This is a genomic window from Rhodoferax koreense (genome assembly GCF_001955695.1).
Classification (GTDB): Bacteria; Pseudomonadota; Gammaproteobacteria; order Burkholderiales; family Burkholderiaceae_C; genus Rhodoferax_B; species Rhodoferax_B koreensis.
In genome coordinates this window covers 5,142,111-5,157,189 of sequence record NZ_CP019236.1, presented here as the reverse complement: position 1 = coordinate 5,157,189, position 15,079 = coordinate 5,142,111, and the positions used below count along the sequence as shown (strand labels likewise).

Annotated in this window: 15 protein-coding genes; 6 read left to right on the top strand and 9 right to left on the bottom strand. The window is 68.0% G+C overall.

Features of this window, described 5'->3' with window-relative positions:
- Nucleotides 1-2 precede the first annotated feature (2 nt).
- From RD110_RS23870 to RD110_RS23845, 6 genes are all read left to right on the top strand, one after another.
- Nucleotides 3-1,004: an ABC transporter ATP-binding protein gene (locus RD110_RS23870; protein ID WP_076202715.1), complete on the top strand. Its 1,002-nt coding sequence runs from the start codon at nt 3-5 to the stop codon at nt 1,002-1,004.
- Nucleotides 1,001-1,861, top strand: coding sequence for an ATP-binding cassette domain-containing protein (locus RD110_RS23865; protein ID WP_076202712.1), 861 nt, complete (start codon nt 1,001-1,003; stop codon nt 1,859-1,861). Before RD110_RS23870 ends, RD110_RS23865 begins: the two co-directional genes overlap by 4 nt.
- Nucleotides 1,862-1,896: 35 nt before the next feature.
- Nucleotides 1,897-3,300 (top strand): M20 family metallopeptidase, encoded by a 1,404-nt coding sequence (locus RD110_RS23860; RefSeq protein ID WP_076202710.1) that lies wholly within the window; start codon nt 1,897-1,899, stop codon nt 3,298-3,300.
- A 61-nt stretch (nt 3,301-3,361) separates the two neighbouring features.
- Complete coding sequence (locus RD110_RS23855) at nt 3,362-4,525, top strand: M20 family metallopeptidase (protein WP_076202707.1); 1,164 nt, start codon at nt 3,362-3,364, stop codon at nt 4,523-4,525.
- Between the two features lie 194 nt (nt 4,526-4,719).
- Nucleotides 4,720-5,232 carry a YbaK/EbsC family protein gene (locus RD110_RS23850; RefSeq protein WP_076202704.1) on the top strand — a complete coding sequence of 171 codons (513 nt, stop codon included), beginning with the start codon at nt 4,720-4,722 and terminating at the stop codon, nt 5,230-5,232.
- 12 nt (nt 5,233-5,244) lie between these two features.
- Nucleotides 5,245-5,886: a 2-hydroxychromene-2-carboxylate isomerase gene (locus RD110_RS23845; RefSeq protein ID WP_076202701.1), complete on the top strand. Its 642-nt coding sequence runs from the start codon at nt 5,245-5,247 to the stop codon at nt 5,884-5,886.
- A gap of 67 nt (nt 5,887-5,953) precedes the next feature.
- Here the strand turns inward: RD110_RS23845 and metC are convergent, their stop codons facing one another.
- From metC to RD110_RS23800, 9 genes are all read right to left on the bottom strand, one after another.
- On the bottom strand, nt 5,954-7,186 hold the full coding sequence (gene metC / locus RD110_RS23840; protein ID WP_076202698.1) for a cystathionine beta-lyase: 1,233 nt from the start codon (nt 7,184-7,186) through the stop codon (nt 5,954-5,956).
- Nucleotides 7,183-7,812 carry a cysteine dioxygenase family protein gene (locus tag RD110_RS23835; protein WP_076202695.1) on the bottom strand — a complete coding sequence of 210 codons (630 nt, stop codon included), beginning with the start codon at nt 7,810-7,812 and terminating at the stop codon, nt 7,183-7,185. The genes metC and RD110_RS23835 overlap by 4 nt, the downstream gene beginning before the upstream one ends.
- Nucleotides 7,813-7,858: 46 nt before the next feature.
- Nucleotides 7,859-8,722 (bottom strand): amino acid ABC transporter ATP-binding protein, encoded by an 864-nt coding sequence (locus tag RD110_RS23830; RefSeq protein WP_076202692.1) that lies wholly within the window; start codon nt 8,720-8,722, stop codon nt 7,859-7,861.
- Nucleotides 8,709-9,524 carry an amino acid ABC transporter permease gene (locus RD110_RS23825; protein ID WP_076202689.1) on the bottom strand — a complete coding sequence of 272 codons (816 nt, stop codon included), beginning with the start codon at nt 9,522-9,524 and terminating at the stop codon, nt 8,709-8,711. The genes RD110_RS23830 and RD110_RS23825 overlap by 14 nt, the downstream gene beginning before the upstream one ends.
- On the bottom strand, nt 9,514-10,260 hold the full coding sequence (locus RD110_RS23820) for an amino acid ABC transporter permease (RefSeq protein ID WP_076202672.1): 747 nt from the start codon (nt 10,258-10,260) through the stop codon (nt 9,514-9,516). Before RD110_RS23820 ends, RD110_RS23825 begins: the two co-directional genes overlap by 11 nt.
- A complete protein-coding gene (locus tag RD110_RS23815) occupies nt 10,257-11,501 on the bottom strand; it encodes an aminotransferase class I/II-fold pyridoxal phosphate-dependent enzyme (RefSeq protein WP_076202670.1) in 1,245 nt (414 codons plus the stop codon). Before RD110_RS23815 ends, RD110_RS23820 begins: the two co-directional genes overlap by 4 nt.
- A gap of 21 nt (nt 11,502-11,522) precedes the next feature.
- A complete protein-coding gene (locus RD110_RS23810) occupies nt 11,523-12,938 on the bottom strand; it encodes an FAD-binding oxidoreductase (protein ID WP_076202667.1) in 1,416 nt (471 codons plus the stop codon).
- Nucleotides 12,939-13,104: 166 nt separating this feature from the next.
- Nucleotides 13,105-13,968: a transporter substrate-binding domain-containing protein gene (locus tag RD110_RS23805; RefSeq protein WP_076202665.1), complete on the bottom strand. Its 864-nt coding sequence runs from the start codon at nt 13,966-13,968 to the stop codon at nt 13,105-13,107.
- 151 nt (nt 13,969-14,119) lie between these two features.
- Nucleotides 14,120-14,971, bottom strand: coding sequence for a transporter substrate-binding domain-containing protein (locus RD110_RS23800; protein ID WP_076202662.1), 852 nt, complete (start codon nt 14,969-14,971; stop codon nt 14,120-14,122).
- Nucleotides 14,972-15,079 lie beyond the last annotated feature (108 nt).

Genomic DNA, 15,079 nt, shown 5'->3' with positions numbered 1-15,079 from the left:
ACATGACGAAAAAGCCTTTGCTCGAAGTGAAGAACCTGCGCGTGGACCTGCCCACCGAGCGCGGCCTGCTGCATGCCGTGCGCGGCATCGACTTCCACGTGAACCGCGGCGAGATGTTGTGCCTGGTCGGCGAGTCCGGCTGCGGCAAGTCCATGACCTCGCTGGCGTTGATGGGCCTGCTGCCACGCAAGGCGCAGCGCACGGCGGACCACATCCGCTTCGACGGCATCGACCTGCAGACCCTGCCCGAGCGCGAGATGACGGCGCTGCGCGGCGCCCGCATGGCGATGATTTTTCAGGAGCCGATGACTTCGCTCAACCCTTCGTACACGCTCGGCGACCAGCTCTGCGAGGCGCTGCGTGCGCACAGCAAGGTGACGGCCGCCCAGGCGCGCGACCGCTCCGTGCACCTGCTGGAGCGCGCGGGCGTGCCGCAGGCCGCCGAGCGCCTGCGCCAGTATCCGCACCAGCTTTCGGGCGGGCTGCGCCAGCGCGTGATGATCGCCATGGCGCTGATGTGCGGCCCCGACCTGATCATTGCCGACGAGCCGACCACGGCGCTGGACGTGACCATCCAGGCGCAGATCCTGCGGCTGATCCGCGAGCTGCAAAAGGAGTTCGGCACCGCCGTGGTCTTCATCACGCACGACCTCGGCGTGGTGGCCCGCATCGCCGACCGCGTGGCCGTGATGTACGCGGGCGAAGTGATCGAGACCGCGCCCGTGGGCGAGTTGTTCGCCCACCCCACGCACCCCTATACGCGCGGCCTGCTCAACTGCATCCCGGTGCGCGGCAAGACGCTGCCCGGCAGCCACCTGCAGGCCATCCCCGGTGTTGTGCCCAGCCTGGTGGGCGATGTGCAGGGCTGCGCCTTCGCCAACCGTTGCGCCCACGTGCAGCCGGACTGCGCGCAGACGCCCCCCTACGTGGCGCTGAACGGCGGCCATGCGGCGCGTTGTGTGCTGGCCCGCGCCGAGACACCGTTGATGGCGGAGGCCGCATGAAACCGAAGATGAACCCGGCGCCGGCGGACGGCGCCATCGCCCTCGAACTCTGCGCGCTGAACCGCGTCTACCAACTCAAGCGCGGCCTGTTCCGCTCGCCTGGCGAGATCAAGGCGGTGAACAACGTCTCGCTGCGCATCCACAAGGGCGAGACGCTCGGCCTGGTGGGCGAATCGGGCTGCGGCAAGAGCACGCTGGCCAAGATGCTGCTCGGCCTGCTGCCGGCCACGTCGGGCAGCGTGCTGATCAACGGCCAGGAGATCGACACCAGCCAGCGCAAGGCGCTCGCGCGCGCCATCCAGCCGATCTTCCAGGACCCGTATTCCTCGTTGAACCCGCGCCGGACCGTGGCCGACATCGTGGGCGTGCCGCTGGCCCTGCACCAGGTCGGCACGGCCGCCGAGCAGAGGAAACGCGTCAAGGAAATGCTCGACCTGGTCGGCATGCCCGAGCGCACCCACAGCCAGTACCCGAACCAGCTCTCCGGCGGCCAGCGCCAGCGCGTGGCCATCGCCCGGGCACTCGTGCTGCGGCCCGACATCCTGATCTGCGACGAGCCGACCTCCGCGCTGGACGTGTCGGTGCAGGCGCAGATCCTGAACCTGCTGCTCGACCTGAAGGCCGAGTTCGGCCTGACCTACCTGTTCATCAGCCATGACCTCGGCGTGGTCGAGCACCTGGTGGACCGCGTGGCTGTGATGCATCGGGGCGCCATCGTCGAACTCGGCACGCGCGAGCAGATCTTCGCGCGGCCGGCACACGCCTACACCCGCATGCTGCTGGCCTCCGCGCTCACGCCCGAGCCCGGCCTGGGCGTTCCCGACATCGAACGCGAAGCCTCGCTCGCCATCGTCTGAACCACTCCACAAAAACACACCTCGAAGGAATCTCCATGAGCCGCCACCAAGCCATCGAACAGACGCTGGCCATCTTCGACGACGGGCGCTTCCAGCAGACGCTGGCCCGCCGCGTCGCCTTCCGCACCGAAAGCCAGGACAGCGCCAGCGGCCCGATCCTGCACGCCTACCTCGATGATGAAATCACGCCCAAGCTCGAAGCGCTGGGCTTCACCTGCCGCGTCATCGACAACCCCGAGCCCGGCAAGAGCCCGTTCCTGCTGGCCGAGCGCATCGAACCCGAGGCCGCCTTCACGCTGTTGACCTACGGCCACGGCGACGTGGTGCGCGGCTACGACGCGCAGTGGCGCGCGGGCCTGAACCCCTGGGAGATCGTGGTCGAAGGCAACCGCTGGTACGGCCGCGGCACGGCCGACAACAAGGGCCAGCACACGATCAACCTCACGGCCCTGGAGCAGGTGCTCGCGGTGCGCAATGGCCGTCTCGGCTACAACGTGAAGATCATCCTGGAGATGGGCGAGGAGGCCGGCTCGCCGGGCCTGAACGAAGTCTGCGCGTTGCACAGCGAACTGCTCGCCGCCGACCTGTTCATCGCCTCCGACGGCCCGCGTGTTTCGGCATCGCGCGCCACCATGTTCCTCGGCTCGCGCGGCGTGTTCAACTTCGACCTGCACCTGAAGCTGCGCGAAGGCGGCCACCACTCGGGCAACTGGGGCGGCCTGCTGCGCAACCCCGGCATCCGCCTGGCGCATGCCATTGCCAGCCTGGTCGATGCCAAGGGCAAGATCCTCGTGCCCGGCCTGCTGCCCAAGGAACTGCCTGAGAGCGTGCGTTTCGCATTGAAAGACATCGAGGTCGGCGGCGACGTGAACGACCCGGAGATCGATCTCGACTGGGGCGAGCCCGGCCTGTCGGCGGCCGAACGTGTGATCGGCTGGAACAGCCTCGAAGTGCTGGCCTTCACCACCGGCAACCCGGCCATGCCGGTGCATGCCATCCCCGCCGAGGCGCGCGCGCACTGCCACATGCGCTACGTGGTGGGCAGCGACCCGACGCAGTTCCTGAAGCACATCCGCGCGCACCTTGACGCACACGGCTTCGACGACGTGGAACTGCGCGGCACCGACGTGCACATGGCCGCGACGAGGCTCGACCCGGACGACGCCTGGGTGCGCTGGGGCCTGGCCTCGATCGAACGCAGCACCGGCAAGCCGCCGGCCCTGCTGCCCAACCTCGGCGGCTCGCTGCCGAACGACGTGTTTTCCGAGACCCTCGGCCTGCCCACTTTGTGGGTGCCGCATTCCTACCCGGCGTGCTCGCAGCATGCGCCCAACGAACACATCCTGGCCGACGTGACGCGCGAGTCGCTGCACATCATGGCCGGCCTGTTCTGGGACCTGGCCGAGGAAGGCCCGGCCGTGTTCAAGGCGCGTACATGAGCGCCGCGCCGAGCCGCCTCAAGCAAGCTCGCACCGCAGTGCGTAGCACGGAGGTTTCACAATGAGCGCACTGCAAGTGGATGCGGCCACGGCCTGGCTTGCCGACAAGCGTGGCGCGATGCAGGCCGCATTGGCCACCCTGGTCGACATCGATTCCAACAGCCACGACAAAGTCGGCACCGACCGCGTGGCCGAGGCCATGCGCGGCTGGCTGCTCGGTGCACGCATCGAGGCCGAACACCGTCCCGATGCGGTCGACGGCGACGTCTTGCTCGCGCGCCTGCCCGGCGCAGATCCAACGCAGGCGCCGGTCGTGCTGATGGGCCACCGCGATACGGTCTTCCCCACCGGCACCGTGCTCGATAGGCCTTGGCGCGTGGAAGGCGACAAGGGCTACGGCCCCGGCGTCTCCGACATGAAATCCGGCCTGGTGCTGCAGTGCTTCGTGCTCATGGCGCTGCAACGCTTGGCGCCGCTGCCGTTTCCCGTGCTCGGCCTGTTCACCGCCGACGAGGAGATCGGTTCGCACCGCGGCCGTGTGGCCATCGAGGCCCATGCGCGCGGCGCACGCGCGGCCTTCAACGCCGAGCCGGGCCGCGTCACCGGCAACCTGGTCACGGAGCGCAAGGGCGGCGCCAACTTCCTGATCCAGGTCACGGGCCGCGCGGCGCATGCGGGCATGAACCATGCCGACGGTGCGAGCGCCATCGAAACCCTGGCGCGCAAGATCCAGGCGCTGCATGCGCTGACCGACTACGCGGCGGGCATCACGGCCAACGTCGGGCTGATCAGCGGCGGCATGTCGAGCAACACCGTGGCGCCATCGGCCGAAGCCAAGCTCGACGTGCGCTTCTGCACGCTGGCCCAGCGCAATGCCCTGTTCGCGCGCATCCGCGAGATCGTGGCCGCGCCGGGCGTGCCGGGCACGCTGGCCACCGTCGCGCAGACCTCGGAATTCCTGCCGCTCGAGCCGCGCTGGAGCCAGGATCTGCTCAAGCGCTACCAGGCCAGCGCTGCGCAGATCGGCTTCGCCGTGGAAGGCGAATTCACCGGCGGCTGCTCGGACGCGGGCTTCACGGCCTCGCTCGGCATCCCCACCTTGTGCGGCGTCGGCCCGGTCGGCGCCAAGGCGCACACCGACGGCGAATACTGCAACCTCGACACCCTGGTGCCGCGGGCGCAGGCGCTGGTGGGCACCATCCTCGGTCTGGCGGCGGAGGCTTGAGCACGACGTGTGCAGGCCAACCCCGTTCGCACCAAGATCAACCTCGTTCGCACGGATACACCCTGTTCGCGCAGATGAACCTCCGTTCGCACCGAGCCTGTCGAAGTGCCACCCGCCGCATGTCCCTGGCCCGGCGTTAAGATCGTTCGCTGCGGCCATCCGGGCCGCCATTCATTCAAGAGGCCGAAGATCCTATGTGCGGAGCCGAACTCCATTCCCTGCCCGAAGGCGTGCAGCGTGTCGTCAAGGCGCTCGAAGCCGCGGGCCATCCCCACACGCCGGTGATGCTCGAAGATGCGGCGCGCACCGCGCAGCAGGCGGCCGACGCGCTCGGCATCGAAGTCGGCCAGGTGGCCAAGAGCATCATCTTCCGCCGCGTGCTCGACAACGCCGCGGTGCTGGTCATCACCTCGGGCGACCGGCGTGTCGACGAGAAGAAGGTGGCCGCACTCGTGGGCGGGCTGGACCGTGCGAACGCCGAATTCGTGAAAGCCAAGACCGGCTTCACCATCGGCGGCGTCGCGCCGGTCGGCCATGTGGAAATGCCCGTGACGCTGATCGACCGCGAGCTGTTCCGCTTCGGCACCATCTGGGCCGCGGCCGGTCATCCGCACAGCGTGTTCGAGTTGAAGCCGCAGGATCTGGAAGCGCTGACGCTCGCGCCAATCGCCGACGTGGTGCAGGACCCTTACGCCCAGAAGGCCTGACGGACGCACGCGATGAAAGAGATCGTCTTCCATCTCGATTTCATCTCGCCCTATGCCTATCTCGCGTTCGAGCGCCTGCCGCAGGAACTCGCCGGCCTGAGCTACCGCGTGGTGCACCGGCCAGTGCTGCTGGCCGGCCTGTTGCAACACCATGGCAACAAGGGGCCGGCGGAAATCCCCGCCAAACGCGACTGGTTGTACCGCCAGGTGCTGTGGCTTGCGCAGCAGCATGGCGTGCCCATGCAATTACCCGCGCAGCATCCGTTCAATCCGCTGGCACTGCTGCGCCTGGCCCTGGCCTGCGACGCGCAGGGCGAGCCGAACCGCCATGTGTGCGCCACGGTGTTCCGCCATGTGTGGCAGGGTGGTGCCGATGCGGCAGATGCCGCACGGCTGGCCGCACTGCGTGCGGAGCTCCAGCCGAGCCGCGACCCGGACAGTGCCGAGGTCAAGCAACAACTGCGCGGCGCCACCGAGGCCGCGGCCCAGGCCGGTATCTTCGGCGTGCCGAGCTTCTTGGTGGACGGCAAGCTGTTCTGGGGGCTGGATGCGCTGCCGATGCTGCGGGCCTATCTGGCCGGGGATGCGTGGTTCGACGGGTCGCAGTGGGCTTCGGTGGCCGAGGTGCCGGTCGGCGTGGTGCGGCAGCGTTGAGTTGCCCGCCCTGGCCTGCGGCGTTGACGCGCTCCAGGTCTTCGGAAATCTGAGCGCTAGGGCTGCTTTAAGCCACGGCCAATGGCCTCTTCCCAACTTGCCCCTCCCGGGCCACCTCGGCCTTTCCAAACGCCTGCGTGAGATCCGCAATCAAGTCCTGTGGATCCTCCAAGCCCACATGCAGCCGCACCACCGGCGCCGTTCCGGCCCAATAGCTGTGTTCCCGCAGCCGCTCGGGTTGCGCCACGAGCGCCAGGCTTTCATAACCACCCCATGACGCACCGATGCCGAAGTAGGCCAGCGCATCGACGAATCGGTTCGCCGCCGCCTCGTCAGCCTCACGGAACGCGAAAGACACCAAGCCGCTAGCACCGCTGAAGTCGCGTTGCCACAGCGCATGGCCCGGGTCTTCGGGCAGGGCGGGGTAGAAGACACGCGCCACCTGTGGATGTTGCTGCAGGTACCGCGCGACCTGCGTTGCATGGCGCTGGTGCTGGGCCAGCCGCACGGGCAGCGTACGCAGGCCGCGCAACGCAAGGTAGGCGTCGTCGGCGCCGATGGCCAGGCCCAGGGCTTCGTGGGTGGTGCCGATCTTCGCGGCGAGGGCCGGGCTGTCGACCACCACCACGCCCTGCATCACGTCGGAATGGCCGGCGATGTATTTGGTCGCGGCCTGCACCGAGATGTTCGCGCCGAGTGCCAGCGGCTTGTAGAACCAGCCGCCGCTCCAGGTATTGTCGGCCACCACGGTCACACCGCGAGCCCGTGCGATGCCGGTGAGTTGGGGCAGATCGAGCACTTCGTACAGCAGCGAACTCGGCGACTCGAGGTACAGCAACCTGGTGTTCGGGCGGATCAGCGCGGCCAGGTCGTCCTGGCCCGGCGAGAAGTATTCGAGCGTGATGCCCAGGCGCTGCAGCAGGGTCTGGTCCACACGTCGCACGGGCGAATACACGCTGTCGGCCACGAGCGCGTGGTCGCCGGGCGACAGCAGGGCCAAGAGCACGAGCGAGATCGCGGCCAGGCCGGATGGCGCGAGGAAGGCGCGGTGGCCGCCTTCGAGGTCGGTCACCGCGTCTTCGAGCGCGCGGTGCGTATCCAGGCCGTGCCGTCCGTAGGAGGCGATGCGTTCGCCGGCCGCGCGGCGGTGGTGGTAGTCGGCATGGGCCGCGGTGTTTTCGAAACGCACGGTGCTGGTGCGCACCACGGGCACGTTGACCGGGCCCGAGCCATCGCGCAACGCGGGCGCGCCGGCGTGCAGCAGGCGGGTTGCGGCACCGACGGGTCTGCCTGAACTCATGCCGCCACCTCGCTCTGCTTGAATTGCGTGGCGTTGTAGTTCACCACGCGGCCGGTTTCGAGTTCGACGCCGATGCGGCCCGAGAGTCTTTCGAGCGGCTTGCCGTACAGGTGGAAATGCAGCGTGGGCTGGTCGCCGACGACGTGGATGCTGTGGATGTCTTCGGGCAGGAAGGCGATCGAGGTGCCGGGCTGCACGGTGAGTTCGCGCACCAGGGCGAGTTGGGCATGGTCCGGGTTGCTGCCGTCGTCGCTGCGGCTGTAGACGCGGTTCTCCTCCTGGCCCTCCACGGCCACGATCACGGCCCAGGTCGTGTGGTTGTGCGGAATCGTGGTCTTGCCGGGGTTGATCGAATTCAGGTACAGCGCCAGGCCTTCATCACCGTCGCCGGCGTTGAGCCGGTAACGCGTGGAGGCACCCACGCCCAGGCTGGCGGCCGGCGGCGGGAAGTCGGCGCGGCTGAACAGCGCCTTCTGCGCGGCCAGGCGTTCGAGGCGGGTGGTGACCACGGCGAGCGTGGCGCGGTCGATCGGGTGACGGTCCAGGGTCTGGCGGATGTCGGCCAAGGCTTCGGCGACGGCGGCCTGGCGCTGCTGGGCCACGGAGGTTGCGATGGTCTGGGTCATGGGGGCTCCTGGTTTCTGGGTGTGGAGAGATTCAATGCGAAAAATGTCAAAGTGCAAAGCGCGCGCGGCTGAAGGCCACCGGCGGATCGGGCAACAGCACGGGTGAAGGCCGGTTGCGGCTGCCTTCGCCGAGGGCGCGGTGCAGGAAGGCGCGGGTGCGTTCACTGGCCGGGTCGCCGAAGATGCGTGCGGCCGGGCCGTGTTCGACGATCAGGCCGGCTTCGGTGAAATACACCTCGTCGCTGATCTCCTCGGCGAAACGCATCTCGTGCGTCACGAGCACGCAGGTCAGGCCGTCGTTCACGAGGTCGCGGATGACGGTCAGCACCTCGCCCACGGTCTCAGGGTCGAGGGCAGACGTCACCTCGTCGAACAACATGAGTTCGGGCTGCATCGCCAGTGCACGGGCGATGGCTACGCGTTGTTGCTGGCCGCCGGAGAGTTCGCCCGGATAGGCCTTTTCCTTGTGGCCGAGCCGCACCTTCTCCAGCAACACCCGGGCCTCGCGTTCGGCGGCGGCGCGGTCCCGGCCGGCCACCCGTGTGGGCGCGATCACCAGGTTCTCGAGCACGGTGAGGTGCGGAAACAGGTTGTACTGCTGGAACACGAAGCCCACGCGTTTGCGCAGCGCGATGAGTTCGGCCTCGGTGCGCAGCGCATCCACCTGGGTGTCGCCCACGCGGATGCTGCCGCGCTGCGGCCGCAGCAGGCCGGTGATGCAGCGCAGCACGGTCGATTTGCCCGAACCGGAGGGCCCGATGATGGACACGGCCTGGCCGCGGCGCACTTCCACTTCGATGCCCTTGAGCACCTGATTGGCACCGAAGGACAAATGCACGTCGTGCAGCGCGACCAGTGGCGGTTCCTTCTTCAGGGCAAGTGTGGCGAGATAGGCGTCAGAAGCGGTCATGGCGGCGTTCCAGCACGCGCGTGGCGCGGGCGATCGGGTAGCAATAGGCGAAGAACAAGGTCAGCAACGTGAAGTAGACGAGGATGGTGAAGTCGGTGCGGGCCACGGTGTTGCTGGCGATCTGCGCCGTGTCCACCACGTCGTGCACGCCGACCAGCGAGGCCAGCGAGGTGCTCATGGTGATGCTGGCATACAGGTTCATCCACGGCGGCAACATGCGGCGCACACATTGCGGCAGCACGATCAGGCGGAAGATCTCGCGGCGGCGAAAAGCCAGCGACTGCGCGGCTTCCCACTGCGCGCTCGGGATCGACTGGATCGCGCCGCGGAAGATTTCCGCCACATTGGCGCTGGCCGGCAGCGCCAGGCCGAGCACGACCTTGATCCAGTCGGGGAACGGAAAGGTCCACGACACCAGCTGGATCTCGAAAGGAAACACGTAGGTTGTGAAGTAGATCAGCACCAGGATCGGCGCATTGCGAAAGGCCTGCACGTACCAGCGCGTGACCGTGCGCAAGGCCTTGGAAGGCGACAGCGACAGCGCGCCAATGAGCAAACCCACCAGCGTGCCGAGCGCCATGGCCAGCACGCTGATTTCGATGTTGACCAGCAGGCCGCGCAGCATCACCGGCAGCCATTTCCACAGGTGGGCGAAGACCACGGGCGTGCTGCCGGTGGCCGTCCAGAACGCAACCACCGCGGCCACGCACAGCGCCGTCAACACCCAGGGGCTGCGCCATGGGCTTGCAGCATCTGCGGGGTCTGCGGTGGTCGCAGGGTTCAGGGTGAGTTCACTGGCCATAACCGGGCATCCTCCAGCGTTCTTCCAGCCAGCGGCCGGCCAGGCTCACGAGCCAGGTCAACAGGCCGAAATACAGCAGGATCAACAGCAGCAGTTCGAGCACGTTGTCGCGCTGCGTCCAGATCATGATCGATTCGTAGGTCACGTCGCCCACGGCGATGGCCGAGGCCACGGCCGTCATCTTCACCAGGTCGATCAGGTTGTTGACCAGCGAGGGCAGGGCGAAGCGCACGGCCAGCGGCAGTTCGACCCGGGCCAGCAACTGCCGCTGCGAGAAGCCGAGAGAGCGCGCCGCCTCCAGCGTGATGCGCGGCACGGCCTCGATGCCCGCGCGCAGCGCCTCGGCATGGAACACACCCTTGTGCAGCGAGACCACGATCACCACCCACACGAAAGGCGTGAGCGGATTGGCGCCGCCGAGCGGGCGCAGCTGCTGCGTGATCAGCATGTTAAGCACGAGGAAGGCGCAGTACAGCTGCACCAGCGTCGGCGTGTTGCGCGTGACCTCGACGAAGGCCCGCGCCGGCTGGGCGAGCCATGGACGACCGGACGTCAGCGCCGCGGCGATGGCCACGCCGGCGAGCAGGCTGCCGGGAATGGTCAGCAAGCAAAGCTGCAGCGTGATGCCGAGGCCACGCACGAAGGCCGCGCGTTCGCTGGCATCGAGCGCGAAGGCGTAGTTGAGCCCGAGCGGCTTGAGCGCCGCCACGAGGCCAGGTAACAAGCCATCGATCATGCCGCCAGCGCCTCCGGCTCTGCCACCTTCAAGGCGCCGATGGCGCGTGCGATGCGCTGCGCCGCGTCGGCCAGCACGGTGTCGCTGGCGGCAATCGAGATGCGGAAGTACGGTGCAAGGCCATAAGCCGCACCGTCCACCGCGGCCACGCCCTCGGCATCGAGCAGCCAGTCGACCACGTCGCTGTCGGATTGGATGGCCCGGCCATCGGGCCGCACGCGGCCGATCAGGCCGCCGCAATGGACGTAGGCGAAGAAGGCGCCTTCGGGTGCGAGCAGCGAGAGGCCGGGAATCGCATTCAGCGCCCGGCTCACGAAAGCCGCGCGGCGCGCGTAGATGGCGCGCGACTCGGTCACGAAGCTCTGGTCTTCGGCCACGAGGGCCGATGCCACGGCCGCCTGGCCGATCGAGTTCGGCCCGCTCGAAGCCTGCGACTGGATCACCACCATGGCGTCGATCAAGGCGCGCGGCCCGGCGCCCCAGCCGATGCGCCAGCCCGTCATGGCATAGGTCTTGGACGCGCCGTTGACCAGCAGCGTGCGCTCGCGCAGGTCGGGCGCCACGTGCAGCAGATGCACTGGCGCTTCGGCGGTGAACCAGATGTGTTCGTAGATCTCGTCCCACAACACCAGCACGCGCGGATGGCGGCGCAGCACCTCGGCCAGCGCCGCGAGTTCGGCACCGGTGTAGACCGCGCCGCTCGGGTTGCCTGGCGAGTTCAGGATCAGCCAGCGCGTTTGCGGCGTGATGGCGCGCTCCAGGACTTCCGGTGTGAGCTTGAAGGCCGTGGCCTCGTTCACCGGCACGATCACCGGCGTGCCGTCGTTGACGGCCACGATGTCGGGAAACGAAGGCCAGTACGGCGCGGGCAGCACCACCTCGTCGCCCGCGTCGAGCGTGGCCGCCAGCGCGTTGAAGATCACCTGCTTGGCGCCATTCGAGACCACGATCTGCGCCGGCGGATAGTCGAGCGCGTTCTCGCGCCGGTACTTGGCGCTGATGGCGCGGCGCAATTCGGGCGTGCCCGCCGTGGGCGTGTATTTGGTCTCGCCGCGTGCCAGCGCCGCGATGGCGGCCTGCTTGATCGCTTGCGGCGTGTCGAAGTCGGGCTCGCCCGCGGTCAGCACCAGCACGTCGCGGTCCTGGGCGATGAGCGCTGCGGCGCGCTGGCTGGCCGCGGCATTGGCCGAGAGCTTGACGCGTTGGACGCGTTGCGAAAGTTGGAACGAAGAGGTCGTCATGTGGGATCCTTGTGGGGGATGTCAGGCGGCGAGCACCTTGCCGGGGTTGAGGAGGCCAAGCGGATCGAGCGCCTGCTTCAGGCGGCGCATCAGGTCGAGTTCGACCTCGCTTTTGTAGCGCGGCAGCACATCGCGCTTGAGCTGGCCGATGCCGTGTTCGGCGCTGATCGAGCCGCCGTGCGCAAACACGCTGTCGTGCACGACTTCGTGGATCGCGTCTTCCTGCGCGATCAGCGCCGTGACGGACTGGCCCGGCGCATGCGCGACGTTGTAATGCAGGTTGCCGTCGCCGAGATGGCCGAAGGCGACGGGACGCACGCCGGGGAAACGCGCTTCGAGCGCCGCCGCCGTGGCCCGCAGGAAATCGGGAATGCGGGAGATCGGCACCGACACATCGTGTTTGATGTTGCGGCCGTCGCGCCGTTGTGCCTCGCCCAGCGCCTCGTGCCGCAGCCGCCACAGGCCCTGGCTTTGCTGCAGGCTCTCGGCAATGGTCGCATCCACCACCAGGCCGTCTTCGAAGGCCTGGCCGACCACGGCCTCGAAGCGTTCGCGCGCATGGGCTTCGCCCTCAGAATCGGAGAGTTCGATCAAGGCGTACCACGGCCCGGCCAGCGATTCGAGCGGAATCTTCTGCTCGGGCAGGTGTTGTGCGATGAGCTTCAGCACCGTGTCGGACAACAGTTCGAACGCCGTGAGCGCCGCGCCGAAGCCGGCCCGCGCCTGCGACAAAAAAGCCACGGCGCTGACGATGCAAGGGAAGGCCAGCAGCGCCGTATGTTGCGCGGCCGGCAGTGGAAACATCTTGAGCGTGGCCGCAGTGATGATGCCCAACGTGCCCTCGCTGCCGATGTAGAGATCGCGCAGCGCGTAGCCGGTGTTGTCCTTGCGCAGTCCGCGCAGGCCGTGCCAGATCTTGCCTTCGGCAGTGACCACTTCCAGACCGAGCGTGAGCTCGCGCATGTTGCCGTAGCGCAGCACCTGCGTGCCGCCCGCATTCGTGCCGAGGTTGCCGCCGATGGTGCAACTGCCCTCCGAGCCCAGGCTCAGCGGGAACAGCCGGCCCGCGTCGAACGCGGCCTGCTGCACCGTGGCCAGCACGCAGCCGGACTCCACGGTGATGGTGTCGTTGTCGGTGTCGATGGCCAGCACCTGGTTGAGCCGGCCGAGCGAGAGCAGCACGGCCTGGCCGCCGGCGTCGGGCGTGGCGCCGCCCATGAGCCCGGTGTTGCCGCCCTGCGGCACCAGCGGAGCCCGGTGGTCGCGGCACAGGCGCACCACCTGCGCCACCTGCTCGGTGGTCGCAGGGCGCACCACGGCCAATGCGTTCCCGGTGAGGCGGCCATGCTGGTCGGTGAGGAAGGCCGCGGCGTCGCTGCCGGAGAGCACGTGGGCCGGGCCCAAGGTTTCGCGCAAGGCGTCGAGCAGCTGAGTCATGGGCTGACGCTCTGGCGTGACCGATGACGCCACCGACCGTTCGCACTGAGCTTGTCGAAGTGCCTTCTGCTCCCCGTTCGGGCTGAGCCTGTCGAAGCCGCACTTGCCCTCACCAGGCGCTTCGACAGGCTCAGCCCGAACGGGTGGGGCAGGACGCGGCAAAGCTTCACTTCGCGTCGGCCTCGAAAGGCGCCCGGTCGAACTTGCCTTGCTGCGCTTTCGCGTTGGCGGCCTTGAAGTAGGCATCCGGCACGCCATACCTGGCGGACAGCGCCACCAGGGTGCCGGCCTTGTGCCAGTCCTGGATCACCCGGTCGACATAGGCCTGGGTGTCGGCCTCGTTGCGGCGCGTCCAGACCACGGTGGGCGACGGGATCAGCTGGTCGTCGGTGGCCAGGCGGAAGTCTTTCCACTCGGCGGCGCTGGCGCCGGTCAGCGTCTGCACCATCGCCGGCTGGATGTGCACCGAGGCCGCGCAGGTGCCGCCCTTGAGCGCCAGCAGCGATTCCGGAATGCCCTTCAGGCCCTTGACCACGGCGCCGTAGGTTTCCTGCAACGGCCGCGCGAAGTTGCTGCCTTGCGAGACGCAGGCCACCTTGCCGCGCAAGTCTTCCCATTTGGTGATGCCGCTGTTCCTGGCCACGATAGCGGCGCCGCCGACCAGGTTGTAGGGCGTGGGCGCGAAGCTCAGGATCTCGCTGCGCTCCTGCGTCCACTGGATGTTGGCGATCAGCAGGTCGACCTTGCCGGCCTGCAGGAACTGCACCCGGGTCGAGGCATGCACCGGCACGGTCTCGAGTTCCACGCCGAGGCGTCTGGCGATGTCGCGCGCCAGGTCCGTCTGGAAGCCGCCTACCTTGCCGGTGGCGGTGTCGAGCAGGCCGAACGGCGGCTCGGGTGCATCGACCCCGACGGAGAGTTTGCCGCGTTGCTTGATCTTGTCCAGCGTGGCGTCGGCATGGGCGGTGCTGGCCATTGCACCGAGGAGGGCGAGCAACAAAGCGGTCTTTGAGATGAGAGTGAGTTTCATGAAGAAGAAGTCTTAGGTCCGTGCGGATAAGGACGCCCCTGCCCGTTCGCACTGAGCTTGTCGAAGTGCCTGGTTGTCGTCGCCAAGGGCTTCGACAGGCTCAGCCCGAACGGAGGTCTTGCGTGTCTCGAAGCCTGGAAGCCTGGAAGCCTCAATACGGCGCGGCCTTGTACTTGGCCTGCAGCTCAGGCAGCAGCGGCTGCGGCGGCTCGATGCCCAGGCGTTTCTCGGTGGCGATCAGCCAGCCCGTGCGATGCCAGTCCTGGATCACCTTGTCGACGGCGGCGATCGTGTCCTGCTCGCCCTTGCGTGTCCACACCACGGATGGTGCGGCCAGCAGTTCGGTGGGAATCGGCGCGGCGTAGGCCGTCCATTCGGCGTTGTTGCGCAGCGTCGGGTGGATCAGCGTCGAGTCGTGCACGGCCGCCACGCAGTTGCCGCCGCGCAGCGCGAGCAGCGAGTCGGAGGACGACTTGTAGCCATGCACTACCGCGCCGTAGTCGCTGGCCAGCGGCTTGGCGAAGCTGCTGCCCTGCGACACGCAGACCGGTTTGCCGCGCAGGTCTTCCCACTTGGTGATGCCGCTGGTCTTGAGCACGGCCGCGGTGCCGCCCACGCGGTAGAACGGTGTGGGGGCATAGCCCAGGATCTCGGCGCGGTCGGGGTTCAACTCCATCGAGGCGATCAGCAGGTCGACCTTGCCGCCCTGCAGGAACTGCACGCGGTTCGGCGTCTGCACCTGCACCAGGTCCGCCTCGACGCCCAGCCCCTTGGCCAGCGCACGTGCGAGCTCGGGGTTCCAGCCGATGAGCTGCTGGGTGGCCGGATCGATCGAGCCGAACGGCCCGCCGTTGACCAGCACGCCGATGCTGACCTTGCCGCGCTGCTTGATCTTGTCCAGGGTGGCGTCGGCATGGGCCAGACCGGCGGACCATGCGAGCACGCCGGCTGCAAGTGAAATGGCGGTGATTGTGTTGGAAGAACGTCGCGAAAGGTGGCGCATGGAATCAGACCCGTTTGGCAAAAGCAGAAGGGTCGATCTTTGGCCAGGCCGGCTACCCAGGCAACGAAGTTTTCCAGATATCGATATGCGGCCGGCCCGCTTGGCCAG